Consider the following 24,992-nt stretch of genomic DNA (forward strand, 5'->3'; position numbering starts at 1 on the left):
CGCCGCCGGCCGCCGGCGCCAGCAGCAGCGCGCGGTGGCGCGGTGCCGGCGCGGCGATCCGCGCGACGGCGACCGGCGGACCGGGCACGGCCAGCCACGACGCCGGCACGAGGCTGACGCCAAGGCCCTCGTGGACGAGGCGGCGGACCGCCGACGGATCGCCGACCTCGAACAGCGGCACCGGCCCGAAGCCGGCCGCCTCGCAGGCGCCGACGACCAGCTCGCGCAGCGCGCTGCCGGGCTCGGCGAGGATGAACGGTCGCTCGCGCAGCTCCCAGACGGCGACCTCGCCGCCGCTGGCGAGGCCGTCGCCGGGGGCGGCGATCGCGTGCAGCGGCTCGTCCGCGAGCGCGAGCGCGCGGACGCCGTCGGGCAGTCCGGCGGCCCCCACCGACGCGACCGCGAGGTCGACGGCGCCGGTCCGCACGAGCGCGGCGACCTCCGTCGCCGCAGCCTGCCGCAGGCCGATGCGGATGCCCGCGTGAGCGCGGTGGAAGGAGGCGAGCGCGGCCGGCAGCGACAGCGCCGCCGCCGCGTCGGCGGCGACCCGCACGACGCCGCGCAGCAGGCCGGCGTGCGCGTCCATGTCGGCGTGAGCGCGCGCCGCCTCGGCGAGGATCGCGTCGGCGCGCGCGAGCAGGTCCTCCCCGGCCGGAGTCAGCGAGACGCCGGCCGGCGCGCGCAGCAGCAGCTCGACGCCCAGCTCCTCCTCCAGCCGCTTGACCTGCTGCGACAGCGCCGACTGCGTGACGTGCAGCTCGTCGGCCGCGCGCGTGAAGTGGCGATGGCGGGCGACCGCGGCGAAGTAGCGCAGTTGACGCAGCTCCATGGCGCACATCGTGACGGCTGCCGCCGCGCCCCGCCGCGCGCCGCGCCCCGCCTCGCCCCGCGCGCGACGTGCCAAGCTGCCTGCGTGCGTCCCCGTCCGCCCGCGCCGATCCTGCTCGCCGTCTTCTGCGGCGGCGCCCTCGGCACGCTCGCGCGCGCAGTCCTTGAGGAGGCGTTCGCGCCGGCGGCCGGCCAGTGGCCGTGGACGACCTTCGCGGTGAACCTCGCCGGCGCCTTCCTGCTCGGCGCGATCGTCGCCCGCTTCGCCGGGCGGGCGCACTCGGAGCCGCGGATGGCGTTGTGGGGCCCCGGCCTCTGCGGCGGCCTGACGACCTTCTCGACGCTGCAGCTGGAGCTGTTCGAGCTGCTCGACGGCGGCCACGTCGCGCTCGCGCTCGGCTACGCGGCGGCGAGCGTCGCGGGCGGGCTCGCGCTGGCGCTGCTCGGGATGCGGCTCGTCGCGCGTGCCGGCGGAGCGCCGGCTCGATGATCGCGCCCGCATTCGCCCCGTCGCCGGAGCCGCTGCGGTGAGCCCGCTGGTGTGGGCGGGCGTGCCGCTGCTCGGCGGGCTCGGCGCCGTCGCCCGCGTGATGCTGGCGGCCGCCGTCGACGCGCGCCGCGCGCGCGGCTCGAGGCTGCCGCTCGGCACCTTCGCGGTGAACCTCAGCGGCAGCACGCTGCTCGGTCTGCTGGCGGGGCTGGCGCCGGGCGACGAGGCGCGGCTGCTGCTCGGCACCGCGCTGCTCGGCGGCTACACGACCTTCTCGACGTGGATGGCCGACAGCACGGTGCTGAGCCGGACCGGCCACGGCCGCACGGCGGCGGTCAACATCGTCGTCCCGCTGTTGGCCGGCCTCGCCGCCGTGGCCGCCGGCGACGCGTTCGGCACGGCGCTGTGAGCGCGCGCGGCCGCGACGCGACGCGCGACGCGCTCGGCGCGGCCCTCTAGTTCAGCCGCGCGCGCACCGACGCGAGCTGCGTCTGCACGCGCTCCTGCTCCTCGTCATCGAGCGGCAGCGCCAGCCACAGCTCGGCCGCGAGCAGCTCGTGCGCGATGTGGCCGGTCTCGTGCGTGCGCTCGAGGATCAGCGACAGCAGCAGCGCGACCGCCTCATGCGCCGACTGCCACATCAGCTCCGCGTCGCCCAGCTCGCGCGCGTCGAGCAGGTGCCACGCCTCCTCCGGCTCCGCCGCAAGCAGCACCGGCTCGTCCATCTGCGGGTGCGCGACGTAGACCTGCTCGGAGCGGGCGACGAGGCCGAGCTCCAGGCCGGCGCGGCGCGCTGCCTCCAGCGCCACCAACGCGACCGTCAGCTCGTGGCCGCGACCGCGCTCGGCGACCTGGTGCGGCAGCAGGTCGCCGATGCCGAGGTCGCGATGCTCGCGCGCCTCGGCGCGCAGGTGACGGGAGAAGCTCGCCTCCGCGCCGAGCAGCTGCTCGGCGGGGCCGGCGCCGGCAAGCGGCGCCAGCTCAGCGACGAGCGGCGCGAGCGCGGCGTCGAGTGACGCCGCGCGGACCGGCTCGAACTCAGCCCCGAGCGCGACGGCAAGCTTGCCGTGCGCGACGTCGGGCGCGTCCGTGAGGGCGTGGAACGGGTCGAACCCGTCCGCCATCGTCAGACGCGGCTGTAGAACTCGACTATCAGCTGCTCGGCGACCGGCGTGTCGATCTCGTTGCGGACCGGCAGGCGCAGGACCTTGCCGGCGAGCGAGTCGAAGTCGGCCTCGAGCCACGCGCCGACGCGGCCCATCTGCTCGGTCGCGACCGTCGAGACGGGGCGGACGGCAGCCTCGGGAGCGACCATGACGACGTCGCCCGGTCTGACCTGACGCGACGCGATGTCGCAGCGCTGGCCGTTGACGAGCACATGGCCGTGCGAGACGAACTGACGCGCCTGCGGACGGGTCGAAGCAAGGCCGAGGCGGTAGACGACGTTGTCGAGCCGCTGCTCCAGCAGCTGCAGGAGCTGCTCGCCGACGACGCCTTCGCGCTTCTTCGTAGCGGCCGCGACGTAGCGACGGAACTGCTTCTCGCGCACGCCGTAGTAGCGCTTCGCCTTCTGCTTCTCGCGCAGCTGCTCCGCGTAGACGGACTCTCTACGCCGCCGCGCGTTGCCGTGCTGGCCGGGAGGCTGCGGTCCACGCCGCTCCAGGGCGCTCTTGCCATTCAGTCGTCGCTCGCCCTTCAGGCAAAGGTCGACGCCCTCGCGTCGCGAGAGCTTCTCGACCGGGCCGGTGTAACGCCCCACGCAGTCTCCTTAGGTAGTCATGGACAGACGCCCCGTCGCAAATACGACCGGACGTCAGCCCTACGCAAATTGGCAGACCATGGTAGCGGGAGTTCCGTCCGCATGGTGTGCTGCCTGGAAATTCGCCCCCTGCGCAGGCCTTAAGCCACGCGCACGGACTCGTCTTCGACCGTCACGACGTCGCCGCGGTGGAGCTGACGGCCGCGCCGCTGCTCCAGTTCGCCGTTGACGGTCACGAGCCCGTCCTCCAGCAACAGCTTCGCGTCGGCGCCGACCTCGACGAGGTCGGCCAGCTTCAGCAGCTGGCCGAGCCGGATCATCTCGCCGCGGATCGGGATCTCGCGCACGGCGGCCGCCTAAGAGGCGGCGTCCTCCGCGACGGCCGGCGCCGCCTCGTCCCACTCGCCGTCGCTCACGCCCTCGTCGCGTCTCGGCTGCTTGGCCGCGGCCGGCGCACGTCTGGCCGGCTTTCTCTTCGCCCCGCGGCGCGCTCTTCTCGCCGCCTTGGCGGCGGCGGGCGCGGCTGCCGCCGCGGCCGGCTCGGCCTCAGCGGCAGTCGCCGGCGCGGCCGGCTGCTCGGCGGCCGCAGCGGGCGCGGCGCCGGAGATCGTCATCGCCTGCCGCGAGGCGAGCTTGACGCCGCCGGCCTCGTCGGCGAAGACGCCCTCGCGCTTGAGCTTGGAGACGGTCGTGGCGACCGTCGGCTTGGCGATCTTGGTGACCGAGGCGATCTCGGCGACCGAGACGCCGGGGCGCTCCTCGACGAGCTTGACGATCGCGTCGCGGTTGGCGCCGCGCGGAGCGCGCTCGCCGTCGCCCTCGGCGCGCTTGGGCGCGCTCGGCGCCGCGGCGCGTCTGCGCGTCGCGCTGCCGTTGCGCGTCGCTCTGCGGCGCGCGGGCGCCGGCGCCGGGATCGCCGTCGGCAGCTCGGCGCGCGCGAGCAGCGCGGCCTTCGCGGCCTCGAGCTGCTCGATCTCGGCGATGAGCGGTCGCAGCTCCGCCAAGCGGGTCTCTATCTCCTGCTTGAGGCGAGGGAGCAGCAACTCGGTCATCTGGTGGAACCTCCGGCGGCAGGGGACGTCAGACGCCCCCATGCTAGGTCACCCGGCGGCCAGGAGCATCAGCGGTCGTCGCGCTCGGACAGCAGCGTTCTGAGGTCGGCGGCGAGCGCGGCCGGGTCGAACGCCTGGCCGGCGCTGATCTTGCCCGCGAGCCGCCCCTGCGCGTCGATCAGCCAGACGACGGCGGTGTGCGCGCTGTCGGGGTTGCCGGCGACCTGCGGCGCGGCGTAGAACGCTCTCCAGGCGGGTGCGAGCTGCTGCTCGCTGCCGATCAGGTAGTGGAAGTTCTCCGGCTGCCGCTGCCGTCTCAGCCACGTGCGCACGGCCTCCGCCGTGTCGTGGCGCGGGTCGACGCTGACGGCGACGACGGCGACCTCTCTGGCCTGCGGTCCCAGCTCCTCCAGCGACTGGCGCAGCTCCTGCCCGATCAACGGACAGACGTCGGGGCAGTTGGTGAAGAGGAAGGTGACGAGGTAGGGCCGGCCTCTCAGCGTCGCGGTGTCGAGCGGCTGCTCGCTGCGCGCGTCGGTCAGCACCATCCGCGGCGCCGCTCTGCCGGCGAGCCCCTCGGGCAGCGTTCCGGCCGCCTCGAAGCGGCCCGAGCCTCCACCCTCGCCGCCGCTGTCCTCGCTCGACCCGCAGCCGGCGACGACGAGCGCGCCCAGCGCCAGCAGCATCACCAGCGCGAGCGCGCGCCTCATGTGGAAACCGCCGACAGCAGCCACAGACCCAGGCAGGTGAAGCCGACCATCACGACGAGCATCCAGTACTGCGAGCGGACCGCCTCACGCGCGTCACGGTAGAGCGTCAGCGCGCGGTCGTGCGCGAGCATCAGCCCGGCGACGTGACCGGCGACGAGCGCCGCCACCTGCACGTACCAGATCGCCGCTGCCGACAGGACGGTGTAGTCGACGGTCGCGGTCGCGGTGCCGAACAGGTCGGAGCCGTCGCCGAGCGGGTCGGAGACGAGGTAGGCGAGCGACTGCCCCTGGAAGACGAGCAGCGAGAAGTAGTGCGCGAGCAGGTAGCCGAAGGCGATCGGCACGAGCGTGTGCGCGAAGCGCTGCGCCAGCTCGCCGGTCGAGTGGTCGCCGCCGACGGTGCGCATCCCCGCGACGCCCATCCGGTAGAAGGCGCCGACGAGCACGATCGCGCCGAGCAGCCCGATCGTCGCGGTCAGCTCGGCCGTCACGGTGACGCCGAAGCCGAGGTCGCCGAACAGGTCCTGCAACGGCTCGGCGATCGACGTCCACAGCTCGCCGTTGGAGGCGCCGTCGAAGGTCGTCGTGCCGATCATCACCGCCGTCAGCGCGACCGTCCCGGGGACGGCGGCGTCGAGCTTCGGCAGCCCCGACAGCAGCGGCCGCGTCGCGACCTGGCCGTCGCGCAGCTCCAGCGGCGCGATCCGCGAGAAGAGCTCGAACAGGACAGCGAAGCCGTCGGCGCGCGAGCGCCACCGCTCGATCCCGAAGAGCCCCATGCCGACCAGCTGCACGAGCGCGTAGACGAGCGCCAGCACGGCGAGCGTCGAGGGCACGTCGCGGTCGACGTAGACCAGCTCCAGCCAGCCGAAGCCGGCGACGACGAGCACCGCCGGCCAGCGCCCCAGCCGCTCGGGATAGGTCAGCCGCGGCCGCAGCGGCGGGGCGTCGGCGCCGCGCACGGCGCGCAGCGCCCAGCGACCGGCGCGGGCGACCGCGAACCACGGGTCGACGGCGCGCCAGACGTCGCCGAAGACGACGCTCACGACCGGCACCCCGACCCACACGAGCACGTAGATCGCGGTCGGCGCGAGGTTGGCGGTCGCGACCTCCGTGCCGGCGAGGCCGGCGTAGACGACGACGGCGAAGGCGGCGACACCGAGCGCGCCGGCGAGCACGCGCAGCGCGAGCGGGACCGCGAACCGCCGTGTCGCGCCCGCGCGCTCCAGCCGCGGCTGCGGCCACAGCAGGCTGAGCGCGGCGAAGGAGACGATCAGGACGACCGCGGCGACCCACGCGAACAGCCACTGCGGGATCGGCAGATCGGTGCGGCCGACGAGGCCGTGCGCCTGCGCGCCCGCCGGCAGCGCCGCCCCGATCAGGAGCAGCGCCGCGGCGAGTGCGAGACAGGTCCGCGCACGCGGCGCGGACCGCGGGTCAGACAGGCTCGTGCTCCGGCTCCGAGGCAAGGTCCGAAGCGTACGCGTCATCGTCGTCGACGCGCAGCACGCGGATCACCGAGAAGATCAGGATCAGCGTCATCACGACGGCGCTGCCGACGCACCACTGGCAGATCGCCTCGATCGTGAATATCTCGCGGTACGTCAGGTACATCGAGAAGGCGAAGCCGATGATCGCCATCCCGGCCGTCGCCAGCCGCGCCAGCTCACCGCGCACCAACAGCGTCGCGAGGATGCCGACGTAGCCGATCAGGCCGAGCAGCGGGACCGGCACGCCCGCGAGCTTCGCCCACTCCGAGTTCTGCACCTTCTCGCAGCCATGACCGACCGCGCAGATCGGGTCGAAGCCGCGGTAATGGATGTAGGTCAGGTAGCCGGCGATGCCGACCCCGATCAGGGTCAGCACCAGCAGCGTGCGGTGGAGCAGGCGATCGCTCATCGGACTATCTCTCGTTGAGCAGTCTGTCGATCGGCTCCGACAGCGTCTCGAACGTCACGCCCTGGTCGGTGTTGACCGCCTCCAGCGTGCCGCCCGTTCTGCCGACGACGAAGGAGGGCGTGCCGCTGAGGCCGTAGCCCTGCCACTCGGTCTGCGCGTCGGTGATCGCTCTCTGGACCTCGGGGCTGGCGCGGTCGTCGAACGCTCTCTGCACGTCGAGGCCTCTGACGCCGCCGCCGATCTCTCTGAGGAAGTCGTCGGTGACGTAGCCCGTGTTCTCCGCACCCTGGTTGGTGTAGAAGAGGTGGACGAAGTCCCACAGCTTGTTCTGCTGGCCGGCCGCGGCGGCCATCTGCGCGGCGCGCGTCGAGTCGGTGCCGAGGAAGGCGACGTCGCGGAAGACGAGCTTGACTCTGCCGTCTCTGACGTAGTTCTCGATGATGCTCGGCAGCGCCGAGTCGGAGGCGTCCTTGCAGTAGGGGCACTGCAGGTCGCCGAACTCGATCAGCGTGACGGGCGCTCTCGGGTCGCCGAGCTCGGCGCCTCTCTGCGGGATCCCCGCGAGCAGCGCGGCCGTGTCGTTGGCGCCGGCGACCGACTCGCCCGCTCTTCTGGTCGGGCCGGAGTCGCCACCGCCGGTGGCGATCACGATCACGACGATGATCGCCGCGGCCAGCGCGGCGGCGCCGCCGAGCTGGAACAGCCGTCTGCGCTGTCTCGCCTTGGCGGCTTCAGCACGCTCGCGCTCCTGCCGCTCGGCCCGCTGCGTCGCGCGACGCTCTCTTCTGGTGCCGCTGGTGTCCGCCATCGCGTCGTTTCCTCGTTCTCCGTTTTGCAGCAAACGGGGCTTCAGCCCCGCCCCCGTGGGTTGATGTGATCGACCGCTCGCCCCGTGGACCCGCCTCGCAGGCCCAGGGGCGATGGTAACGGCGATTGATGATCGGGGTGCGACCTTAGGTGAGGATCAAGAGGCCTCTCATCGGCGCGCCCGCGTCACCTCAGCCGACCTTGAAGCTCCACGAGCCGGTCTGCACGTGGCCGTCGGAGGCGACCGCGCGCCAGCGGGCCGTGTAGGAGCCGGCGGCGAGCTTGCGCGAGAAGCTCGCCGCGATCGTCGCTCCGCGCGGCCCGCTGCTCGCCGGGTTCACGCGCGTCGAGCCGCGGTAGACGTCGATCTTGCCGGTCGTCAGCCGCTGGGCGAAGGTGACCGCCACGCGCTTGACGTTGCGCGCCGTGCGGCCGGCGGCGGGCGTGCGGCTGACGACGCCGGAGTGGGCGGCGCGCGCCTGCGCGCGCGTGCTCGAGCCGTGCGCGCTCTCCGCCGCGGTCAGTCTCAGCGCCGGCGCCGGCTTGTCGGCGTCGGCGGCGCCGGTCCAGCGCACGACGGTCCCGTTCGAGTAGGTCTGCAGCGCGGGGAAGGCGAGCACGTCGCCGGCCTTGCCGGGCAGCTTCACGGAGATGCGGAACTCGCGGAACTGACCGGGCGCGATCCGCCCCAGCCCCTTGCGCGAACCGGTCCACGTGATCGAGCCGACCTCGCTGGTGACGGGGCCGTCGTCGGTCTGCAGCGGTCTGTCGAGCTTGCGGCGCACGACCTGCGCGCGCCAGCCGGCCTGCGGCTCGTAGGAGACGAACTGGAAGCCGCCCGGGAAGCTCAGTCTGACCTTCGTCGTCGCCGCTCTGTCGTCCTCGTTGGGGACGCGCACGCTCAGCACCTGGTAGCTGTCGGCGGGGACGCTGCGGGGGTTGACGGTGACGTGCGCCTGCGCGGCAGCCGGGAGCGCGAGCAGGGTGGTCGCGGCAGCGGCCGCGAGCGTGATGCGAGTACGCATTCGATCTTCTTTCGGAAAGGATGGACGGGTTGCTGGCTCACGCCGCCAGCGGCGGCGCCCGTCCTGCCATCCGTGCGGCGACCAGCCGCCCGCCGCGCGGGGGCCGCGTACGCCGCCGCCGCGCGCGGCCGTGACGGCGCGCCGGGCGTCGCGCGATCCGCCGCCGGGCGTGCGCGACGACGGCCGTGAAGGTGCGCTCGCCGAGGTACCGCCCGCGCAGCAGCGCCGCTGCGATCAGCAGCGCGGGTGCGAGGTACAGCAGGCTGGCGAGCAGCGTCGTCATGCGCCGGCGGCTCCCCTGCGGCGCAGCGCGACCAGCAGCGCGGCGGCGCCGAGCAGCAGCCCGACGATCCCCGCGGCGAGGCCGGCGTAGGCGAGGCCCTTGGAGGCGTCGTCGTCCGCGGGCAGCGAGACCTGGCTCTCGGCCACGAGCTGCTGCGGGTCGTCCGTCGAGCCGCTTTCGCCGCCCTCGGTCCCGCTCTCGCCCGCCGCCCCATGCCCGGCCCCGGCCCCTTCACCCTCGCCGGCCGGCGCGACGATCTCGACCTGTGCGGCCGGCGTGTCGGAGTCGGGCGCGCCGATCCAGCGCACGACCTCGCCGCCAGCGTAGGTCTGGAGCGCCTTGAAGCTCAGCTCGCTGCCGACTCTGTCGGGGATCTGGACCGAGATCGGGAAGTCCTGGAAGGCGCCGGGCGGGATCTCGCCGCCACTCCAGACGATCCGCGAGACCTGCTCGGAGATCGGGCCGTTCTCGGTCTCGATCGGCGTCGACAGCTGCTCGCGGATCACTCTCACCTGCCAGCCGGGGACCGGTTCGAACGAAGCCGCGACGAAGCCGGGCGGCAGCTTCACGTCGACGCTCGTCGTCGGCTTGTCGTCGCGCTCGTTGGGCACGCGCACGTCGAGCACGGTGTAGGCGCCGGCCGGTGCCGTCTTCGGCACGACCGAGACGTGCGCGGCGGCGGTCGCGGGCAGCAGCGCCGCGCCCGCCAACGCCAACGCGGCGGCCGCGCGCCGCGTGCTGCGGCGGCGCCGGGCAGCGCCTGTCGCGATGCGGTTCATCGGATCGGAACCTCCACTCTTGTCGTGTACTCGTCGAAGTCGGAGATGCGCACGGCGACGCGCACCGTCCAGTCGCCCGGAACGCCGAGGTCGGCGTTGGCGACGTAGTGGCCGGGGCCGGCGCGGTCGGCCGGGACCGACAGCGGGCCGATCCCGCGCTCGGTCTGCGTCGCCGACAGCGTCACCTCTCTGGCACCGTCGAACTGGCTGCCGTCGCGCTCGTTCAGCAGGTAGACGTGCAGCTCGTTGGCACCGACGGCGGCCGGGTCGACCGTCACCTGCAGCTGCAGCGGTCCGAGCGCGGTCGTCGTGTCGAACGGCCCCGACTGCTGCGCGATCGACGGCGCGTACGCGGCCAGCGCCGCCGTCGCCGTCAGCGCGCCGACGATCAGCAGCAGCTCGGCGCGCAGCGTGCGCCGCAGCAGCACGCCCGCCGCCGCCGGAGGCTGCGCGGCCTCCGCGACCGCGCGCAGGCGCGGCAGCACCCGCCGCCGCTGCACCGCGCCGAGCGCGATCAGCCCGAGCAGCAGCACCAGCTTGATCGCGACCGCGCGCCCGAACGGCGTGTCGAACAGGTGAGCGACGGTGCGCACCTCGACGACGCTCTGCACCAGCCCGCTGGCGACGAGCGCGATCACGGCGCCGAGCGCCAGCGGTGAGAAGCGCGCCAGCACCGCCGCCAGCAGTCGGCTGCGGTCGCCGCGTTCCGGCAGCGCGCGCGTCGCCGCCGGCAACGCCAGCAGCAGCGTCGCCAGCCCACCGGCCCAGAGGCTCATCGCGACGACGTGGACGACGTTGGCCGGCAGCAGCAGCCACGTCGGCGACTGCACCGAGGCGTGGCCGCCGAGCGCCGGCAGCAGCGCGAGGAAGATCAGCGGCGGCGCGAAGGCGGCGAGCGCGATCGGGTCGTGCGCACGCGCGCCCCGCCGCGCCGCGGCCTCGCCGTCGGGCAGCGCCAACGCCGCGGCCAACGCGACCAGCAGCCACGCCGCGACGGCGATCCCCCAGACAGTCCCGAAGCGGGTCCCGAGCGTCTCGCGCACGATCGACGGTCTGAGCGCGTCGAAGGCCGAGATGCCGGCCGCCTCGGCGCCCTGCAGCACGACGGCGGCCGCGGCGCTGAGCAGGCCGGCGAGCGCCGCCCCCAGCATCAGCGCACGGTGGCGGCGGGCGAAGGCGCGCGTCGCCGCGGCGCCCGGCGCGACCGCGGCGGCGGCCCGCTCCCACACCAGCAGCAGGAAGGCGAGCGCTCCGAGCGCGACCGCGATCGCGGCGAACTGAAGGCCGCGCGCGACGCCGAAGGCGGCGTCGGTGACCGCTCCCGTTCTCTGCCCGCCGAGCAGCTCGGCGACGGTGCTGCCGGCGACGCCGGCTCTGCCGATCGAGAAGACGAGGCCGCCGGAGACGACGTGCGCGTCGGCGGAGACGACGCGGTAGGTGGCGGTGTAGCTGCCGTCGGGCAGGCCGTCGCGCAGGTGCACGGCGATCTCGGTCGCGCGGCCGTCGGGGTGAAAGGCGTCGCCGGAGTCGACGCGTCTGCCGCTGGCGTCGAAGACGCGCACCGCGCCGAAGTTGCCCTCGACCACCTCGTCGAAGCGGAAGACGACCTCCTCCGGCTGCGTTCTGAGCACGCTGCCGCGCTGCGGCGCGCTCTCCTGCAACGTCGCGTGCGCGAACGCCTGCGCCGGTGCCAGCAGCACGAGCGCGAGCGCGAGCGCGAGCAGCCGCTTCACCACGCGTCCGGCTCCGCGTCCGCGGCGCGCTTCGGCTGCGCGCCGCGCCGCCGCCGCACGACGACGACCGCGCCGCCGAGCAGCGCCACCAGCACGACGAGCGAGACGATCGCCGCGACCGGGAAGGAGCCGGAGTCCTGCTCGCCGACCCACCACAGCGTGCCGGTGATCGACGCCGGCTGGCTGCCGACCGCGATCGGCACCGCGTAGTCGAAGACCTTGGTTCTGACCGCCTCGTCTCTGACCTGCGGCGCGATCCCTCTCGCCATCCAGTGCATGCGGTGGTCGTGCCACTCGAAGCGGCCGGTTCTGTCTCTCACGACCCAGTCGGGCTCCGCGCGCGGGTTTCTGCGCACCTCGGCCGGGACCGGGACGTTCGCGTAGCGCTCGTCGTTGAGGTAGTAGGCGGTCGAGTTCCTGTTGACGGCGACGGTCCCGTCGGCGTCGATGCGCGCGTACGGCTCTCTGTTGTAGCCGTAGATCGTGACCGTCTCGCCCGTGCGGTTGTCGAGCTCGAAGCGGTCGTCGTAGTTGAGCACCTCGACGCGCAGGCCGCTCGTCGCCGGGTCGACGCCCCGGAGGACGGAGCGGTAGCGCGCGTCACCCTGGTGTGCGGCGGCGGTCGCGGCGCACGCGGCGAGGATCGCCAGCGTGGTCGCGAGCGCCCCGGCGAAGCGGGACATGCGTACCTCCATCGAAAGATCGGTCGTGCTGCAGCGCCGCGCAGGCGCGCGCCGACCCGATCGCGGGGGCGCGCAGCGGCTAGGCGGCGAGGACGAGCAGGGGTGGCGCGCGCCCAGCGGCGGCGCCGGCCAGCGCCGTGCGGCGCTGCGGCACGACGAACGCGGGACGCGCCTGCGCGACCGCGGCGCCGACGCTCAGCGGACGCGCGGCGGAGACGCGGCGGACGGCGGCGAGCACCGCCTGGGCACCGCGCAGCAGCAGCGCGAGCAGGCCGCCGATCGCGACCGACAGCGGCAGCATCAGCCAGCCGCCGTGGCCGAGGACGCCCTCGACGCCGGGCGGGTGACCGGCGGTCAGCATCCCCTCCAGCAGCTCCTGACCGCTGTAGATCGCGGCCAGCACCAGCGTGGCGACCGCCCACAGCTTCACGAGGCCGTGACGAGCGCCGGCGCGCTCACCGTCACGCCCGCACCACGCGCCCGCGAGGCGCGTCAGGAACGAGCCGAAGGCGACCGCGCACAGCATCACGGCGACCGCCTCGACCGAGCCGAGATAGCCGTGCCCCTCGAGCGCCAGCCGCTCCTGCGCGTCGGCGCCGAAGGCGAGCCCGTAGCGCAGCTGGTGCACGGCGAGCGCCGCGAGCGGCAGCAGCGCCATGCCGCGATAGCGATGGAGGGGGCCCGACATCGGCCGGCAACGTTACCGGCTGCGCGTTCACATGCTGCTGGCAGGCCGAGGAGACGCGCTTGCAATACTCGATGGCGTGAGGCCGCGAATCCCCGTCATCGCCGCCGTCGTCGTGCTCGCCGCGCCTGGCGCCGTCGCACTCAGCGGCTGCGGCTCCGCCGGCGAGTCGGAAGCCAACGGCGCCCCGATCCCGACCGAGGTCGCCCCCGCTCCCCAGCCGCAGTACGAGGAGCAGGCGGTCGACAAGCTGCAGCGCAACCCGACCGCCGTCAACCCAGACGCCGGCGTGCGCACGAACTTCGATCCCGACGCGGGCGCCGGCATCACCGATCCCGACAGACTGGCGAAGCCGCTGACCGACGCGCAGATCCGCGCCGAGCTGGAGCGCAGCGGAATCCCCAGCGGCGAGCGCGCCGCCGTCACCGCCGACGGGCTCGCCGTCGCGCCGCTCGGCGCGCCCGAGGTCGTCAAGCAGATCATCGACGCCGGCAACAAGATCGCGCGGCTGCCCTACCGCTACGGCGGCGGCCACGGGACCTTCATAGACACCGCCTACGACTGCTCGGCGTCGATCAGCTTCGCCTTCGCCGCCGCCGGCCTCGTCGACCAGACGATGGTCTCCGGCGAGCTGGCCGAGTGGGGCGCGGCGGGCGCCGGCAGATGGGTGACGATCTTCGCCAACGCCGGTCACACCTACATGTACGTCGCCGGGCTGCGCTTCGACACCAGCGGCCTGCGCGCGACCGGCTCGCGCTGGCAGGCGGAGCCGCGCAGCGGCGCCGGCTTCACCGTGCGCCACCCGATCGGCCTGTAGCCGAGCGCGCTACGCCACCGCGCGCAGATGACGGCGCGCTCTGCCGCTGCCGTCGGAGCTGGCGGTCGCGTCGAGGAAGTCGTCGACCAGCGGCCATGTCGTGCGGCGCGCGGCGCGGCCGGTCAGCACGCCGAGGTGGCCGCCGGGCGCCGTCGCGATCTTCACCGCGGCCGCGTTCGGCAGCAGCTCGGCGACGCGATGGACGGCCTTGCGCGGCGCGATCCCGTCGCCCTCGCCGGCGATCGACAGCACCGGCGCGGTCACGCCGGCCAGCTCGATCGTGCGGTCGCCGAGCACGATGCGACCCTCGGCGAGGTCGTTGCGCCGCAGCATGCGGTGGTAGATCTGGCCGAAGGTCCGCCCGGGATAGGCGAGCATGCCGCTCATGAAGCGGTCGACCGCCTCGACCTGCGCGAGGAAGTCGCGGTCGTCGAGATTCGTCGCGAGCGTGAACGGCTTCAGCACGTACTTGTCGAAGCCGGCGAGCTGGTAGACGCGCTTGACGAGCGGCGCCGGCGCCCCGCCGAGCAGCTTGTAGGCGGCGGTGCCGACCGAGCCGCCGGCGAGGTTGACGAGCGGACGCAGCGGCGCGACGAGCGGCACCGCGCTCGTGTCGAAGGGGCTGGCGACCATCGCGACGGAGCGCACGTGGGCCGGAGTCTCGGCCGCGACCAGCAGCGCCATGATCCCGCCGAGGCACCAGCCGACGAGCTGCACCTGGTCGGCGTCGGCGTCGCGCCGGACGGCGTCGATCGCCCGCGGGATCACCTCGTCGATCCAGTGCTCGATGCCGAGGTTGCGGTCGCCGAAGGCGATCGAGCCGTAGTCGAGCAGGTAGGGCGCGTGGCCGGCGGCGAGCAGATGCTCGGCGACGCTGCAGCCGCGGCGCAGGTCGAAGCAGGTCGCCGGCGCGGCGAGCGGCGGCACCAGCAGCACCGGCGGGCGCGGACCGGCGGCCGGAGCGGCGCCGCGGGGCTCGCCGGGATGCAGGTAGCGGCGCACGGTCCGCTGCGGTCCCTCGTCGATGATCGCCGACGGCAGCGGACGCAGGTCGGCGAGGCCGCCGCGCATCACGCGGTCGAAGACGTTGGCGGCGGCGGCGCTGACCTGCTCAGGCGTCGGGATCGCGTCCATCGCGCGGAAAGTCTGGCAGGTGCGCCGCGGCGACGGCGCTGACAGGCCCGCCGCTCAGGCCGCGCGGACGGCGGGGAGCGCCTCCTGCAGCAGCAGCTCGACGACGCGGTCGGGCCGCTCGATCTGCGGGCAGTGGCCGCAGTCCTCCAGCAGCTCCAGCCGCGCGCCGGCGACCTCGTCGAGCACGCGCTGCGCGCCGCTCGCGTAGACCATCCGGTCGCGGTCGCCCCAGATCAGCTGGACCGGGCAGTCGATCGCCGACAGCTCGAAGCAGTCCTTCAGCTCCGGCAGCAGCCGCCGGCCCGACGCCAGCAGTCTGGCGACCGCGGCGCGATCGGGGTGATGGCGGGCGAAGGCGCGCACGACGCCCGGCTCGATCGCGTTCGCGTGCGCGAAGGCGAGCGCGCCGTAGACGCGGCCGACGACCTCCTGCACCGCGCGCCCGGGCAGCGGCAGCGGCAGCGCCAGCAGCGAGCGCACGACCGGATCGCGCTCGACGATGCGGAACCAGCCGGCCATCTCCAGGCCGGCCGGCGCCAGCGCGACGACGCGCTCGATCGCGACGCCGCCGACGGTGCCGCGTTCGGCGAGGCGCAGCGCGACGCAGCCGCCGAGCGAGTTGCCGACGACGACCGCGCGACGGCCGCGGGCGCGACCGGAGCGACCGCGTCTGGCGGCGGCGCCGCGTCTGGCGCGCGTGCGACCGCGCGCCGGGCGGATGTCGGCGGCGGCGTAGGCGATCGCCTCGGCGCCGAAGGCGTCGAGCTGCGGCAGCAGCGGTCCCTCGCCGGCCGCCTGCGCGGCCCCGAAGCCGGGCAGGTCGACGGCGATCGCGCGGCGTTCGTGGCGCGCCAGCAGCGCGAGCACGTGACGCCAGGTGTCGGCGCTGTCGGACCAGCCGTGGAACAGCACGAAGGGATCGCCGCGTCCTTCCAGCTCGAGCACGCGCGTCTCGACGCCTGCGAACTGCATGCGGTGCTCGAACAGCGGCTCCATGACGCCTCCTCCTACCCGCCGTGGATGATCTCTCCACGACAGATTGTGGCAAACGTCACGGCGTCGCGAGCGGGTTGGCCCGCCCGCCGCCGAGTCGTGCTGCGGTCGGGCGGACCGTCCCCGGTGCCGGCGCGGTTCGAGGGGGTGTCACCACGGCCGGCTGGTCGCGCATCGAAACAAGTCGTGGAGCGGCGGCGCGCCCACCTGCGCTCGACCCGGATCGCTGACGAGTCGAGCGACTTTGGTAGGTAGGCCTTGCGCTTGGTCGGTCGCTGCTCCCCTGCCTCGTCCTCTGCCACCGGCAACGTAACGCCAGGAAACGGTCCCACGCACCAGGCGGTTCCCCCTAGACTTTGGAAAAGCAGACCCTGGGGAGGGGATCGATGCGCCGGGGGACGGGATTTCAACGGACCTGCAGGGTGTATAGGGTGGGCACGTGAGCTCGGCGAGGGTCCGTCACGGGGAGGGGCAGCACCTGCCTGCCGACGCGCCCCAGCGGCGACCGCCGGCCCATGCGCTCGACCGCGATCCGCTGGAGCGCGACTGGGAGATCGGCGCCGTCGACGACGCGATCGCCGCCGCCTGCGCCAGCTCGGGGAGGATCCTGCTGCTGGAGGGAGCGGCCGGCCTCGGCAAGACCCAGCTGCTGACGCTGACCGCCAACCACGCCCAGGAGCGCGGGATGGTCGTGCTGCGAGCGCGCGGCGGCGAGCTGGAACGGCAGTACCCGTTCGGCGTCGCCCTGCAGCTGTTCGAGCCCTACCTGACGAACGCCAGCGCGCGCGAGCGCAGACGCGTGCTGGCCGGCGCGGCGGCGCACGCGGAGCCGGCGCTGACCGGCCGCGTTCGGATCCAGGACCAGACCGGCCCGCCGGAGTTCCCGCTGCTGCACGGCCTCCACTGGGTCGCGGCCAACATCGCCGAGCAGCAGCCGCTGCTGCTCGCCGTCGATGACGCCCACGTCGCCGACGACGCCTCGATGCGCGCGCTGCTCTACACCGCTCAGCGCAGCGTCGACCTGCCGCTGCTGATCGTCGTCACGACGCGCCCGCGCGAGGCGCTCGGCAGAGGCGACGCGCTCGCCGCGCTGGCGACCCACCCGCACGTGCTGCGCAGGCAGCTCGTGCCGCTCAGCGAGCAGGCGACCGCGCGCCTGGTGCGGGCGACGCTCGCCGGCGCCGACGAGAGCTTCTGCGCCGCCTGCTGGAAGGTCACGCGCGGCAACCCCTTCTTCACCCACGAGCTGATCGCGGAGTTGAAGATCAACGGGTTGGCTCCGATCTCCGCGAATGCCGCCGCCGTCGAGCAGGTCGGCCCGATGACGATCCAGCGCGCGACCTCCGGCCGGCTCGAACGGCTCGCGCCGGGCGCGACGCCGCTCGCGCGCGCGGTCGCCGTGCTCGGCGACGGCGCGCCGCTGGCGCAGGCCGCCGCGCTCGCCGGCCTCAGCCCGGCCCAGGCGCGCGCCGCCGCCGACGAGCTGGCCGCCGCGGACGTGCTGAGACCGGCTGCTCAGCTCGGCTTCGTCCATCCGATCGTCTGCCAGGCGGTCTACCTCGGGATACCGGCGGCCGAGCGCGGGCAGCTCCACCACGAGGCTGCCGAGCTGCTGCACCGCAGTGGCGAGGGCAGCATCGAGCGGGCCGCCCCGCACCTGCTGCACACGTTGCCGACCGGCGAGCGGTGGGTCGTCGACTGCCTCCAGCGCGCCGGTCAGCGAGCGCTGCGCGGCGGCTCGCCCGAGGTCGCCGCGCGCTTCCTGCTGCGCGCGCTCGACGAGGCGCCCCCGCGCGACCTGCGCGCCGACCTGCTGATCGACCTCGGGCGCGCCGACGCGCTCGCCGGCCACCCGACCGCGCCGGAGCGGCTGCGCGACGCCGTCGCGCTGCTCGACCAGCCGCAGGCGCGCGCCCGCGCGCTCGCGCAGCTCGGCGAGGCGCTCTACGCCGCCGGCGACAACGACGGCGCCGCGGGCGCCTTCGACGAGGGGCTGCGCGTGCTCGCCGGCGCCGACCCGCTGCTGGAGGAGGAGCTGACCGCCGGCTATCTCAGCGCGGCGCGCCTGGAATACCGCAGCCGCGAGGTCGCGCTGACGCGCTTCAGAGACCTGCTGGCCGGCGCCAGAGAAGCGAGGACGCCGGCGCAGCGGGCGCTGCTGGCCCAGCGCGGCTGCGAGCACGCGATGCTCGGCGACGTCGATCACGAGGAGGTGCTGGCGCTGCTGCGACGGGCGCTCGACGGCGGTCGCATGCTGGCCGAGTCGACCGCCGACGCGACCGCGTACGTGGCCGCGACCGCCGGGCTGTTCTTCTCCGACTGGCTGGAGGAGGTCGTCGAGACGGCCGACGCCGGGCTGACCGACGCGCGCACGCGCGGCTCGGTCGTCGGCTTCGCCGCGATGTCGACGCTGCGCGGCTCAGCGCGCTACCTCGGCGGCGACCTCGTCGGCGCGCTCGCCGACCTCGAAGGCGGCTTGGAGCGACTGCCCGTGATGATGGTCGTGCGGCCGTTCGCGCACGCCTACACGGCGCTCGCGCTGCTCGACCGCGGCGACGCGGAGCGCGCCTCCGAGCTGCTCGCCCACGCGCCCGACGAGCAGCTCACCAACCCCTTCACGTACAACTGGATGCTGTTCGCGCGCGGGCGGTTGGCGCTGCATGCCGGAGATCCCGAGGGGGCGCTGGCCGACCTGCTCGAATGCGGCCGCCGGCTCGACGCGATCCCGGCGCCGTGCCCGTGCGTGCTGCCATGGCGCTCGGAGGCCGCGATCGCGGCGCTGAAGCTGGAGCGGATGAGCGAGGCCCACGAGCTGGCGCACGACGAGCTGCGGCGGGCGCGCGCCTTCGGAGCGCCGCGGGCGCTGGCGACCGCGCTGCGAGCGGCGGGTCTGGTCGCCGGAGGCACGCCCGGGATCGCGCTGATGGAGGAGGCGGCCGAGGTCGCCGAGCGGTCGCCGGCGCGACTGGAGCGGGCGCGCGTGCTGATCGACCTCGGCGCCGCGCAACGGCGCGGGCGCCAGCAGACGGCCGCGCGCGAGACGCTGCGGATCGGCCTCGACGCCGCCTACCGCTGCGGTGCCGACGGGCTCGCCGACGCCGCGCGCGCGGAGCTGATCGCCGCCGGCGCACGACCGCGGCGGCCGGCGCTGCAGGGCGTCCAGGCGCTGACGCCGAGCGAGCGCCGCGTCAGCGAGCTGGCGGCCGGCGGGCTGACCAACCGCGAGATCGCGCAGGCGCTGTTCGTCTCCACCAAGACGGTCGAGTTCCACCTCCGCAACGCCTTCCTGAAGCTTCGGATCCGCTCCCGCCGCGAGTTGCACGCCGCGCTCGCCGACGACGGCGAGCCCGCCTGAGCGGTTCCCGCCGGCCCCGTCCGCGAGCGGCTCTATCGTCGCGACGATGACGCTGCGCGAGCTGAGCGACGGGGACGAGCTGGAGCAGGCGCTGCTGGTGCGCGCCGCGGAGGCGTTCACGACGCGCGACGGCCGCACCGTCCTGCGCGTGCGTCTCGGCGACGCCAGCGGCGCGCTGACCGCCGTCGTGCGAGAGCCGGCCGACGAAGACGTCGCGGTGCTCGCCGCGGACGCGGTCGTGTGGGTGAGAGCCCGCTACGAGCGGCACGAGCGCTACGGCCCCCAGCTGGTGCTGGAGCAGTGGCGGCCCGCCGCCGATGGCGAGTTCGAGCGCGCGGCGCTGGAACGGGACGAGCCGGGGCCGGCCCGCTCGGCCGAGCAGATGGAGCGCGACCTGCGAGCGCTGCTGGAGAGCATCGGCGACGCCGACCTGCGCGCGCTGCTGGAGGAGGTCTTCGGCGCCACGACCGAGACGTGGGCGCGCTTCCGCGAGGCGCCCGCCGCCAAGCACTACCACCAGGCGTACCGGCACGGGCTGCTGGAGCACACGCTGACGGTCGCCGAGGGCGTCAGCGCGCTCGCCGGCGTCTTCCCCGCGATCGACCGCGACCTCGCCGTCACCGGCGCGCTGTTGCACGACCTCGGCAAGCTCGACGCGTACAGCGCCGCCGAGCCGGCGATCGAGATGACCGAGGCCGGCCGCCTGCAAGGCGAGATCGTGCTCGGCTCCACGCGCGTGCGCGCGGCGATCGAGCGCCGGCCGCAGTTCCCGCCGCAGCGCGCGCAGGCGCTCCTGCACATCATCTTGAGCCATCACGGAACGCTCGCCCACGGCAGCCCGGTCGTCCCGGTCACGCGCGAGGCGACGCTCGTGCACATGGTCGACAACCTCGGCGGCCGGCTCGGCAGCTTCGACCGGCTGGAGCGCGCGCTGCCGCCGGGCGAGCGCTGGTCGAGTTGGGACAAGGCGCTCGGCGCGGGCGCCTGGTTCCCCGGGGCGAGCTGACAAAAAGCCGCAAATAGCGAGCGACATGGGCACGCACCGAAAGGCGGCAAAGCCCTGCTGACTACAGTGTCGCGACCACATGGCGAAGGACACCGAGAAGCTGATCCGCCAGCTCTCCCTCATCAGCTACCTGATGGCGGAGCGCCGGCCCGTCACCGCGCCCGAGATCCGGCGCGACGTCGAGGGCTACAGCGCGATGAACGAGGATGCGTTCGCGCGGCGCTTCTACGCCGACCGTTCGGAGCTGGAGGCGCTCGGCATCCAGCTGTCGGTCGACAAGCCGGTCGAGGGCCTCGCCGAGCAGGAGAACTACTCGCTGCCGCCGGAGAACTTCCATCTGCCGGCGATCAGATTCACCGACGAGGAGCACGCCGGCCTGCAGACGGCGCTGTCGCTGCTCGACGGCGAGTTCGCCTACGCCGAGCCGCTGCGGCTGGCGCTGCAGCAGATCTCGTGGGGCCGGCCGAGCCCGCTCGGCGCGCCGGAGCAGCGCTCGATCGCGCTCGGCATCACCGCCTCCGCGGGCGGCCATGACCTGTCACAGCGGCTGGCGAAGATCGAGACCGCGATCTTCCGCCGCAAGACGATCGTCTTCGACTACTACACGATGCAGCGCGACGAGCTCGGCACGCGCAAGGTCGACCCGTACCAACTGCTCTTCCAGGGCGGCCAGTTCTACCTCGTCGGCCGCTCGCACGAGCGTGACGCGATCCGCGTCTTCCGTCTCTCGCGGATCCGCGGCAAGGTCGCCTACGCGTCGAAGGCCGAGCACGACTTCCAGCGGCCCGCCGAGTTCGACCCGCGCTCGTACGCCAACCGCATCCAGTGGCAGTTCGGCGAGCCGGTCGGCACCGCCGAGGTCTGGATCGCCGGCCGCATCGCGTGGCAGATCGAGCGCCACTTCGGCCGCCACGGCGAGTTCCGCGCCGCCGAGCCGGGCGAGGGCGACGGCGACGACCGCGTCTTCGTGACCGAGTACGCCGACGCGCGTCAGCTCGTCGCGTGGGTGCTCGGACTCGGCGAGCACGCCCGCCTGCTCGGTCCGCGCGAGCTGGTCGAGGAGCTCGACGTGCGTCTGGCGCTGCTGATCGAGCGCCACGCCGACGGCCCGGAGCTGGCCCCGGCGGTCGCGCCGGCCGAGCGCGTGCCGGAGAGCAACGGCAACGGCAACGGCCGCCGCGAGGCCGCCGCGATCCGCCCCGAGCGATTCGCGCGGCTGGTGACGCTCGCCTCGATCCTGATCACCGCCGGCCGTGCCGGCCAGCGGATCCCCGCCGCCGAGGTCTGCGAGCGGCTGCAGATCAGCGAGCAGGAGCTGAACGAGGACATCGGCGTGCTCAACGTCGTCAACTTCGGCGCCGGCTCCTACGTGCTCTACGCCGAGGTGCTCGAGGACGGCACGATCGAGTCCGATCCGGAGGCGTACGGCGACTCGTTCGCGCGCCCCGCGCGGCTGCTGCCGGTCGAGGCGAAGGCGCTCGTCGCCGCGATCGACCTGATCGGCGAGCACATCCCCGAGGGCTCGCTCGCCTCCGTGCGCGAGAAGGTCGTCGCCGCGCTCGGCGAGGACCCGATCAGAGAGGGCCTGCAGGTCGCAAGCGTCGGCGGCGACGACTCCGGCATCGCGCGCAGCGTCTCGACCGCGATCCGCGACAACAACCTCCTGACGATCGAGTACTACAAGGAGAACGAGGACGTCTTCTCGCAGCGCACGGTCGAGCCGTACGCGCTGATCAACGGCCGCGAGGGCTGGTACGTCGCCGCCTACGATCCCGCCAGAGCGGGCGTCCGCCACTTCCGCCTCGACCGCGTCAAGCAGGCGACGGTCGAGCAGGGGACGTTCGAGCCGCGCGCCGAGGTCGACCCCTCGCGCGACGTCGAGGGCTGGCCGCGCACCGGCGAGGTCGAGGCGTCGAGGCGCGCGCGTGTGTGGATCTCGCCCGAGCGCGCCCGCTGGGCGCGCGAGGAGCGCTCGGTCGTCGAGGAGCTGGCCGACGGCGCGGTCGTCGTCGAGCTGAGCTTCGCCGGCGTCGACTGGCTCGTGCGCGAGGTGCTGAAGGAGGCCGGCGACGCCGCCGTGCTGGAGCCGCAGGACGCGCGCGACGCCGTCAGGGCGGCCGCGAGCCGCCTCGCGCGCGTCTGAGGGCCCGCGCCGGGGCCGCCGCGCAGGCCGCGCGACGCCCGCCTCTCTCAGGGCGTTCTGACCGGTCTGCCGTCGGCGCCGACGAGCACGAGCGTGCCGTCGGGCAGCTGGTAGACCTGCCCGAGCGCTCTCCCTCTGCCCGACGCCGTTCTTCTGCTGTCGGGCGCTCTGACGGTCGTTCTGGCGCCGTCCTGCGCGGCCTCGTCTCTTCTCGGCAGCGCTCTGCTCATGCCGAGCCCGGCGATCAGGAAGGCGACCGCGAGCACGAGGCCGACGTCGAAGAGGTTGACGAGGCCGTCGAGCGGATCGCCGCCGTCGGCATCGAGCTGGCCGTGGCGGCCGAGGCCGACACGGCTCATGCGGCGTGCTCCCCGACCGCCGCGACGACCCGCTGGTGCGGCGGCGCGGATGGCGCGAAGGCGGCGACCGCGCGCTCCAGCGCCGCCAGGTCCTCGGTGTAGACGCGCGTGCGGTAGAGCGTCAGCGCGAAGGCGCCGGTGCCGATCACGATCCCGACGACCGTCGCCGCGAAGGCGATCTGCAGCTCTCCGGCGAGCTGAGCGAAGTCGCCGTCGCCGAGCGCGGCGAGGCCCGGCGCGAGCGGGATCAGCGTCCCCATCAGGCCGAGCGCCGGGCCGGCGCGGACGAGCATCCGCGTGCGGTCGAGCCGCCGCTGGATCCGCAGCTCGTAGTCGGCGAGCGCGTTCTCGACGGCGTCGCCGCGACCGTCCTGCGCCGCCGCCGCGAGGTCGATCACGGTCCGCTCCGCCAGCGGACCGGGCGCCGCGCGCGCGACCTGCGCGGCGTGGCCCGGCTCCTGCAGCGCGCGCAGCGCGATCGTCTGCAGGCCGGGATAGCTCGGCTTGATCCGCCGCCAGCCCTCGGTCAGCACCCGGCCGGCCTCGAAGGCGAGCAGCGCGAGCAGCAGCACGGCGGCGGCGTGGACGACGCCCTGCAGGCCGCCGGTCAGCCCGGTCAGCGCCTGGCCGAAGGGATCCGCCGCCGCGAAGCTCATCTCGCGCCGCCGGCCTTGAAGACGCCCTCGAAGTGCCAGCGGCCGGTGAAGTCGTTGAACGGCCCGCCGACGATCTGGCTCGACCAGGTGATCTCGTATCTGCCCGTTCTCGCGTCGTAGCTGCCCGCGATCGGCGTCGTCTTGCCCGGACGCGCGCCGTTGGGCTTCGGCGAGCCCTGGTTGAAGTAGATCTTGTTCCAGGAGGCGGTGAAGCTGCGCAGGTCGCCGGTCAGCTTGCGGCCGTCGGCCCAGATCGTCGGCGGGGTCGTGACTCTCACGCCGCCCTGCTGGTCGACGTTGGCGGTCGAGAGGCTGAACTTGATGCCGGCGAACAGCAGCGGTCTGACGATCCGGTTGGCGAGCGCGAAGCCGTTGGCGGAGAAGGCCGGGGTCGGCTGCGGCTGGTAGGAGCCGGTGCGGATCCCCTTGTCGATCCCGGCCGTGAAGAGCGTGTAGGTCTTGTCCTTCGCTGCCGAGTCGGAGTTCTCGAAGTACGGACCCTTCTTCAGCGGGTCGCCGCCGGGATAGGTCATGCGGAAGTACGAGCCGCTGATCTTCGCCTTCTGAGCGCCCTTGGCGGGCGCGAATCTGCCCGGCGCGATCTGGAAGGTGCCGACGAGCGCTCTTCTCGCCGCCTGCGCGGCGGTCGGCAGCGCGGTCAGACCGGCAAGGCCGAGCGCGACTGCGGCGACGGCACGCTTGTGTCGAGACATGCGAGTTCCTCTTCGGAGTGGGGATGATCGGGCGGCGGCGCCGGGCGCGGGAGCGGCTGCGGCCGGCGGCCGGCCAGCAGCGCGAGCGCGATGACGAGCAGCCCCGGAACGGCGAACAGCCAGGGGAAGAGCGGGAACGGCGGCAACGCGGCGACGGCGCGGAAGTTCGCGACGTTGTCGCTCATCACGCCGATCATCGGCGTGAGGTTGTTGAGGATCGCCGTCCAGCGCCGCTGCAGCCGCATCGACGCGGGCAGCTCAGCTCTCAGTCTCGCGTCACTCCAACCCTGCGCCTTCAGCTTCGGCACCAGCTCGGTGCGGATCGCGCCCTGGCCGACGGCGATCGTGCCGAAGTGGCCCTGCACGGTCTGGACCGTTCTGCGCGTCTCGATCGTCTTGAACGCCTCGACCATGCGGCCGCCCTGCGGCGCGCGCGTGAACATCTGGAAGACGACCGGCGCCAGCAGCAGCCCGACGCCGAGCGCGATCGTCGCGCGCCGCAGCGGGATCCACGCCGGCGGCCGCCGCCGGCCGAGCAGCAGGCCGGCGAGCGCGAGCGCGACCAGCAGCACGCCGGGAACGACGAAGAACCACGGGAAGAGCGCGAACGGCGGCAGCGCCGCGACGGCGTCGTACTCGGCCTTGTTGGCGACGATCGTCCCGAGCAGTCTCTCGAAGGTTCTGTTGACGTCGGGCCACTGCTGCGAGAACAGCGCGACCTGCGGCGATCTCGTCAGGAACTGCTGCTGGCGCTGCTGCTCGTCGGCGCTGCCGGGGACGAAGATCCGCGGCGCGACGGTCAGCGCCTCGCGCGCGTACTCGTCGACCTGACGCACGTCGCGCTGGAAGCCCGCCAGCCGCTCGGCCTCCATGTAGGGCGCGAAGGCGGCGATCATCTTGCCGCCCTGCGGCGCGCGCTCGAACATCTTCGTCGCGAACGGCACGGCGACCAGCGCGGCCCCGAGCGCGAGCACGAGCAGCAGCGGCCAGCGGCGCCGCGCGACGAACGGCCGGCCGCTGCGCGCGTCGCGCACGTGCAGGCCGCCGGCGCGCGCCGCGCCGCGCTGCAGCGGGCGGCCGACC

Annotated in this window: 27 protein-coding genes; 6 read left to right on the forward strand and 21 right to left on the reverse strand. The window is 74.1% G+C overall.

Annotated elements, in window-relative coordinates:
- Positions 1-829 (reverse strand): LysR family transcriptional regulator (locus tag R7226_RS24475; RefSeq protein ID WP_318599991.1); only part of this gene is annotated, 829 nt, incomplete at its 3' end.
- Positions 830-913: 84 nt separating this feature from the next.
- On the opposite strand from R7226_RS24475, the gene crcB (R7226_RS24480) reads away from it, so the two are divergent.
- A complete protein-coding gene (gene crcB, locus R7226_RS24480; RefSeq protein WP_318599992.1) occupies positions 914-1,318 on the forward strand; it encodes a fluoride efflux transporter CrcB in 405 nt (134 codons plus the stop codon).
- A 37-nt stretch (positions 1,319-1,355) separates the two neighbouring features.
- A complete protein-coding gene (gene crcB / locus R7226_RS24485; RefSeq protein ID WP_318599993.1) occupies positions 1,356-1,727 on the forward strand; it encodes a fluoride efflux transporter CrcB in 372 nt (123 codons plus the stop codon).
- A gap of 46 nt (positions 1,728-1,773) precedes the next feature.
- Here crcB (R7226_RS24485) and R7226_RS24490 read toward each other — a convergent pair whose 3' ends face one another.
- From R7226_RS24490 to R7226_RS24555, 14 genes are all read right to left on the reverse strand, one after another.
- Complete coding sequence (locus tag R7226_RS24490) at positions 1,774-2,442, reverse strand: hypothetical protein (RefSeq protein ID WP_318599994.1); 669 nt, start codon at positions 2,440-2,442, stop codon at positions 1,774-1,776.
- Between the two features lie 2 nt (positions 2,443-2,444).
- Positions 2,445-3,077, reverse strand: coding sequence for a 30S ribosomal protein S4 (gene rpsD, locus R7226_RS24495; RefSeq protein WP_318599995.1), 633 nt, complete (start codon positions 3,075-3,077; stop codon positions 2,445-2,447).
- A 140-nt stretch (positions 3,078-3,217) separates the two neighbouring features.
- On the reverse strand, positions 3,218-3,424 hold the full coding sequence (locus R7226_RS24500) for an RNA-binding S4 domain-containing protein (RefSeq protein WP_318599996.1): 207 nt from the start codon (positions 3,422-3,424) through the stop codon (positions 3,218-3,220).
- Between the two features lie 9 nt (positions 3,425-3,433).
- Positions 3,434-4,129, reverse strand: coding sequence for a helix-turn-helix domain-containing protein (locus R7226_RS24505; protein WP_318599997.1), 696 nt, complete (start codon positions 4,127-4,129; stop codon positions 3,434-3,436).
- A gap of 68 nt (positions 4,130-4,197) precedes the next feature.
- A complete protein-coding gene (locus tag R7226_RS24510) occupies positions 4,198-4,839 on the reverse strand; it encodes an SCO family protein (protein ID WP_318599998.1) in 642 nt (213 codons plus the stop codon).
- The gene (locus R7226_RS24515; protein ID WP_318599999.1) at positions 4,836-6,308 is read right to left on the reverse strand and encodes a fenitrothion hydrolase; all 1,473 of its coding nucleotides are present in this window, start codon (positions 6,306-6,308) and stop codon (positions 4,836-4,838) included. The genes R7226_RS24510 and R7226_RS24515 overlap by 4 nt, the downstream gene beginning before the upstream one ends.
- On the reverse strand, positions 6,277-6,738 hold the full coding sequence (locus tag R7226_RS24520) for a vitamin K epoxide reductase family protein (RefSeq protein WP_318600000.1): 462 nt from the start codon (positions 6,736-6,738) through the stop codon (positions 6,277-6,279). The genes R7226_RS24515 and R7226_RS24520 overlap by 32 nt, the downstream gene beginning before the upstream one ends.
- A 4-nt stretch (positions 6,739-6,742) precedes the next feature.
- Positions 6,743-7,546 carry a DsbA family protein gene (locus tag R7226_RS24525; protein WP_318600001.1) on the reverse strand — a complete coding sequence of 268 codons (804 nt, stop codon included), beginning with the start codon at positions 7,544-7,546 and terminating at the stop codon, positions 6,743-6,745.
- 190 nt (positions 7,547-7,736) lie between these two features.
- On the reverse strand, positions 7,737-8,570 hold the full coding sequence (locus tag R7226_RS24530; RefSeq protein ID WP_318600002.1) for a DUF1775 domain-containing protein: 834 nt from the start codon (positions 8,568-8,570) through the stop codon (positions 7,737-7,739).
- 37 nt (positions 8,571-8,607) lie between these two features.
- Positions 8,608-8,853 (reverse strand): hypothetical protein, encoded by a 246-nt coding sequence (locus R7226_RS24535; protein ID WP_318600003.1) that lies wholly within the window; start codon positions 8,851-8,853, stop codon positions 8,608-8,610.
- Positions 8,850-9,632, reverse strand: a complete 783-nt coding sequence (locus R7226_RS24540; protein WP_318600004.1) for a YcnI family protein — start codon at positions 9,630-9,632, stop codon at positions 8,850-8,852. The genes R7226_RS24535 and R7226_RS24540 overlap by 4 nt, the downstream gene beginning before the upstream one ends.
- Positions 9,629-11,368: a copper resistance protein CopC gene (locus R7226_RS24545; RefSeq protein ID WP_318600005.1), complete on the reverse strand. Its 1,740-nt coding sequence runs from the start codon at positions 11,366-11,368 to the stop codon at positions 9,629-9,631. Before R7226_RS24545 ends, R7226_RS24540 begins: the two co-directional genes overlap by 4 nt.
- A complete protein-coding gene (locus R7226_RS24550) occupies positions 11,362-12,048 on the reverse strand; it encodes a hypothetical protein (RefSeq protein ID WP_318600006.1) in 687 nt (228 codons plus the stop codon). Before R7226_RS24550 ends, R7226_RS24545 begins: the two co-directional genes overlap by 7 nt.
- Before the next feature lie 79 nt (positions 12,049-12,127).
- Positions 12,128-12,736, reverse strand: a complete 609-nt coding sequence (locus R7226_RS24555; RefSeq protein ID WP_318600007.1) for a hypothetical protein — start codon at positions 12,734-12,736, stop codon at positions 12,128-12,130.
- 76 nt (positions 12,737-12,812) lie between these two features.
- Between R7226_RS24555 and R7226_RS24560 the strand changes: the two genes are divergently transcribed.
- Positions 12,813-13,550, forward strand: coding sequence for a hypothetical protein (locus R7226_RS24560; protein ID WP_318600008.1), 738 nt, complete (start codon positions 12,813-12,815; stop codon positions 13,548-13,550).
- Positions 13,551-13,559: 9 nt separating this feature from the next.
- Here R7226_RS24560 and R7226_RS24565 read toward each other — a convergent pair whose 3' ends face one another.
- Positions 13,560-14,684, reverse strand: coding sequence for an alpha/beta fold hydrolase (locus R7226_RS24565; protein WP_318600009.1), 1,125 nt, complete (start codon positions 14,682-14,684; stop codon positions 13,560-13,562).
- Between the two features lie 54 nt (positions 14,685-14,738).
- Positions 14,739-15,680, reverse strand: a complete 942-nt coding sequence (locus R7226_RS24570; RefSeq protein ID WP_318600010.1) for an alpha/beta fold hydrolase — start codon at positions 15,678-15,680, stop codon at positions 14,739-14,741.
- Positions 15,681-16,116: 436 nt separating this feature from the next.
- On the opposite strand from R7226_RS24570, the gene R7226_RS24575 reads away from it, so the two are divergent.
- From R7226_RS24575 to R7226_RS24585, 3 genes are all read left to right on the forward strand, one after another.
- Positions 16,117-19,032: an ATP-binding protein gene (locus R7226_RS24575; protein WP_318600011.1), complete on the forward strand. Its 2,916-nt coding sequence runs from the start codon at positions 16,117-16,119 to the stop codon at positions 19,030-19,032.
- A gap of 46 nt (positions 19,033-19,078) precedes the next feature.
- Positions 19,079-20,038, forward strand: a complete 960-nt coding sequence (locus R7226_RS24580) for a 3'-5' exoribonuclease YhaM family protein (RefSeq protein ID WP_318600012.1) — start codon at positions 19,079-19,081, stop codon at positions 20,036-20,038.
- 79 nt (positions 20,039-20,117) lie between these two features.
- Positions 20,118-22,181 (forward strand): helix-turn-helix transcriptional regulator, encoded by a 2,064-nt coding sequence (locus R7226_RS24585; protein WP_318600013.1) that lies wholly within the window; start codon positions 20,118-20,120, stop codon positions 22,179-22,181.
- A 47-nt stretch (positions 22,182-22,228) separates the two neighbouring features.
- Here the strand turns inward: R7226_RS24585 and R7226_RS24590 are convergent, their stop codons facing one another.
- The 4 genes from R7226_RS24590 to R7226_RS24605 form a co-directional block, all read right to left on the reverse strand.
- Positions 22,229-22,540 (reverse strand): DUF2149 domain-containing protein, encoded by a 312-nt coding sequence (locus tag R7226_RS24590; RefSeq protein WP_318600014.1) that lies wholly within the window; start codon positions 22,538-22,540, stop codon positions 22,229-22,231.
- Entirely contained in the window at positions 22,537-23,196 is a 660-nt protein-coding gene (locus R7226_RS24595) for a MotA/TolQ/ExbB proton channel family protein (RefSeq protein ID WP_318600015.1), read from the reverse strand. The genes R7226_RS24590 and R7226_RS24595 overlap by 4 nt, the downstream gene beginning before the upstream one ends.
- On the reverse strand, positions 23,193-23,909 hold the full coding sequence (locus R7226_RS24600) for a hypothetical protein (RefSeq protein WP_318600016.1): 717 nt from the start codon (positions 23,907-23,909) through the stop codon (positions 23,193-23,195). The genes R7226_RS24595 and R7226_RS24600 overlap by 4 nt, the downstream gene beginning before the upstream one ends.
- Positions 23,855-24,992 (reverse strand): hypothetical protein (locus R7226_RS24605; RefSeq protein WP_318600017.1); only part of this gene is annotated, 1,138 nt, incomplete at its 5' end. The genes R7226_RS24600 and R7226_RS24605, both read right to left, overlap by 55 nt.

It is taken from the genome of Conexibacter stalactiti, assembly GCF_033542075.1.
Classification (GTDB): domain Bacteria; phylum Actinomycetota; class Thermoleophilia; order Solirubrobacterales; family Solirubrobacteraceae; genus Conexibacter; species Conexibacter stalactiti.

Coding starts and splice junctions, on each gene's coding strand:
- R7226_RS24565 (WP_318600009.1), bottom strand. CDS start 14,684: ATGGACGCGATCCCGACGCCTGAGCAGGTCAGCGCCGCCGCCGCCAAC.
- R7226_RS24570 (WP_318600010.1), bottom strand. CDS start 15,680: ATGGAGCCGCTGTTCGAGCACCGCATGCAGTTCGCAGGCGTCGAGACG.
- R7226_RS24595 (WP_318600015.1), bottom strand. CDS start 23,196: ATGAGCTTCGCGGCGGCGGATCCCTTCGGCCAGGCGCTGACCGGGCTG.
- R7226_RS24590 (WP_318600014.1), bottom strand. CDS start 22,540: ATGAGCCGTGTCGGCCTCGGCCGCCACGGCCAGCTCGATGCCGACGGC.
- R7226_RS24535 (WP_318600003.1), bottom strand. CDS start 8,853: ATGACGACGCTGCTCGCCAGCCTGCTGTACCTCGCACCCGCGCTGCTG.
- R7226_RS24520 (WP_318600000.1), bottom strand. CDS start 6,738: ATGAGCGATCGCCTGCTCCACCGCACGCTGCTGGTGCTGACCCTGATC.
- R7226_RS24490 (WP_318599994.1), bottom strand. CDS start 2,442: ATGGCGGACGGGTTCGACCCGTTCCACGCCCTCACGGACGCGCCCGAC.
- R7226_RS24550 (WP_318600006.1), bottom strand. CDS start 12,048: ATGTCCCGCTTCGCCGGGGCGCTCGCGACCACGCTGGCGATCCTCGCC.
- R7226_RS24580 (WP_318600012.1), top strand. CDS start 19,079: ATGACGCTGCGCGAGCTGAGCGACGGGGACGAGCTGGAGCAGGCGCTG.
- R7226_RS24505 (WP_318599997.1), bottom strand. CDS start 4,129: ATGACCGAGTTGCTGCTCCCTCGCCTCAAGCAGGAGATAGAGACCCGC.
- R7226_RS24585 (WP_318600013.1), top strand. CDS start 20,118: ATGGCGAAGGACACCGAGAAGCTGATCCGCCAGCTCTCCCTCATCAGC.
- R7226_RS24510 (WP_318599998.1), bottom strand. CDS start 4,839: ATGAGGCGCGCGCTCGCGCTGGTGATGCTGCTGGCGCTGGGCGCGCTC.
- R7226_RS24530 (WP_318600002.1), bottom strand. CDS start 8,570: ATGCGTACTCGCATCACGCTCGCGGCCGCTGCCGCGACCACCCTGCTC.
- R7226_RS24600 (WP_318600016.1), bottom strand. CDS start 23,909: ATGTCTCGACACAAGCGTGCCGTCGCCGCAGTCGCGCTCGGCCTTGCC.
- R7226_RS24525 (WP_318600001.1), bottom strand. CDS start 7,546: ATGGCGGACACCAGCGGCACCAGAAGAGAGCGTCGCGCGACGCAGCGG.
- R7226_RS24540 (WP_318600004.1), bottom strand. CDS start 9,632: ATGAACCGCATCGCGACAGGCGCTGCCCGGCGCCGCCGCAGCACGCGG.
- R7226_RS24555 (WP_318600007.1), bottom strand. CDS start 12,736: ATGTCGGGCCCCCTCCATCGCTATCGCGGCATGGCGCTGCTGCCGCTC.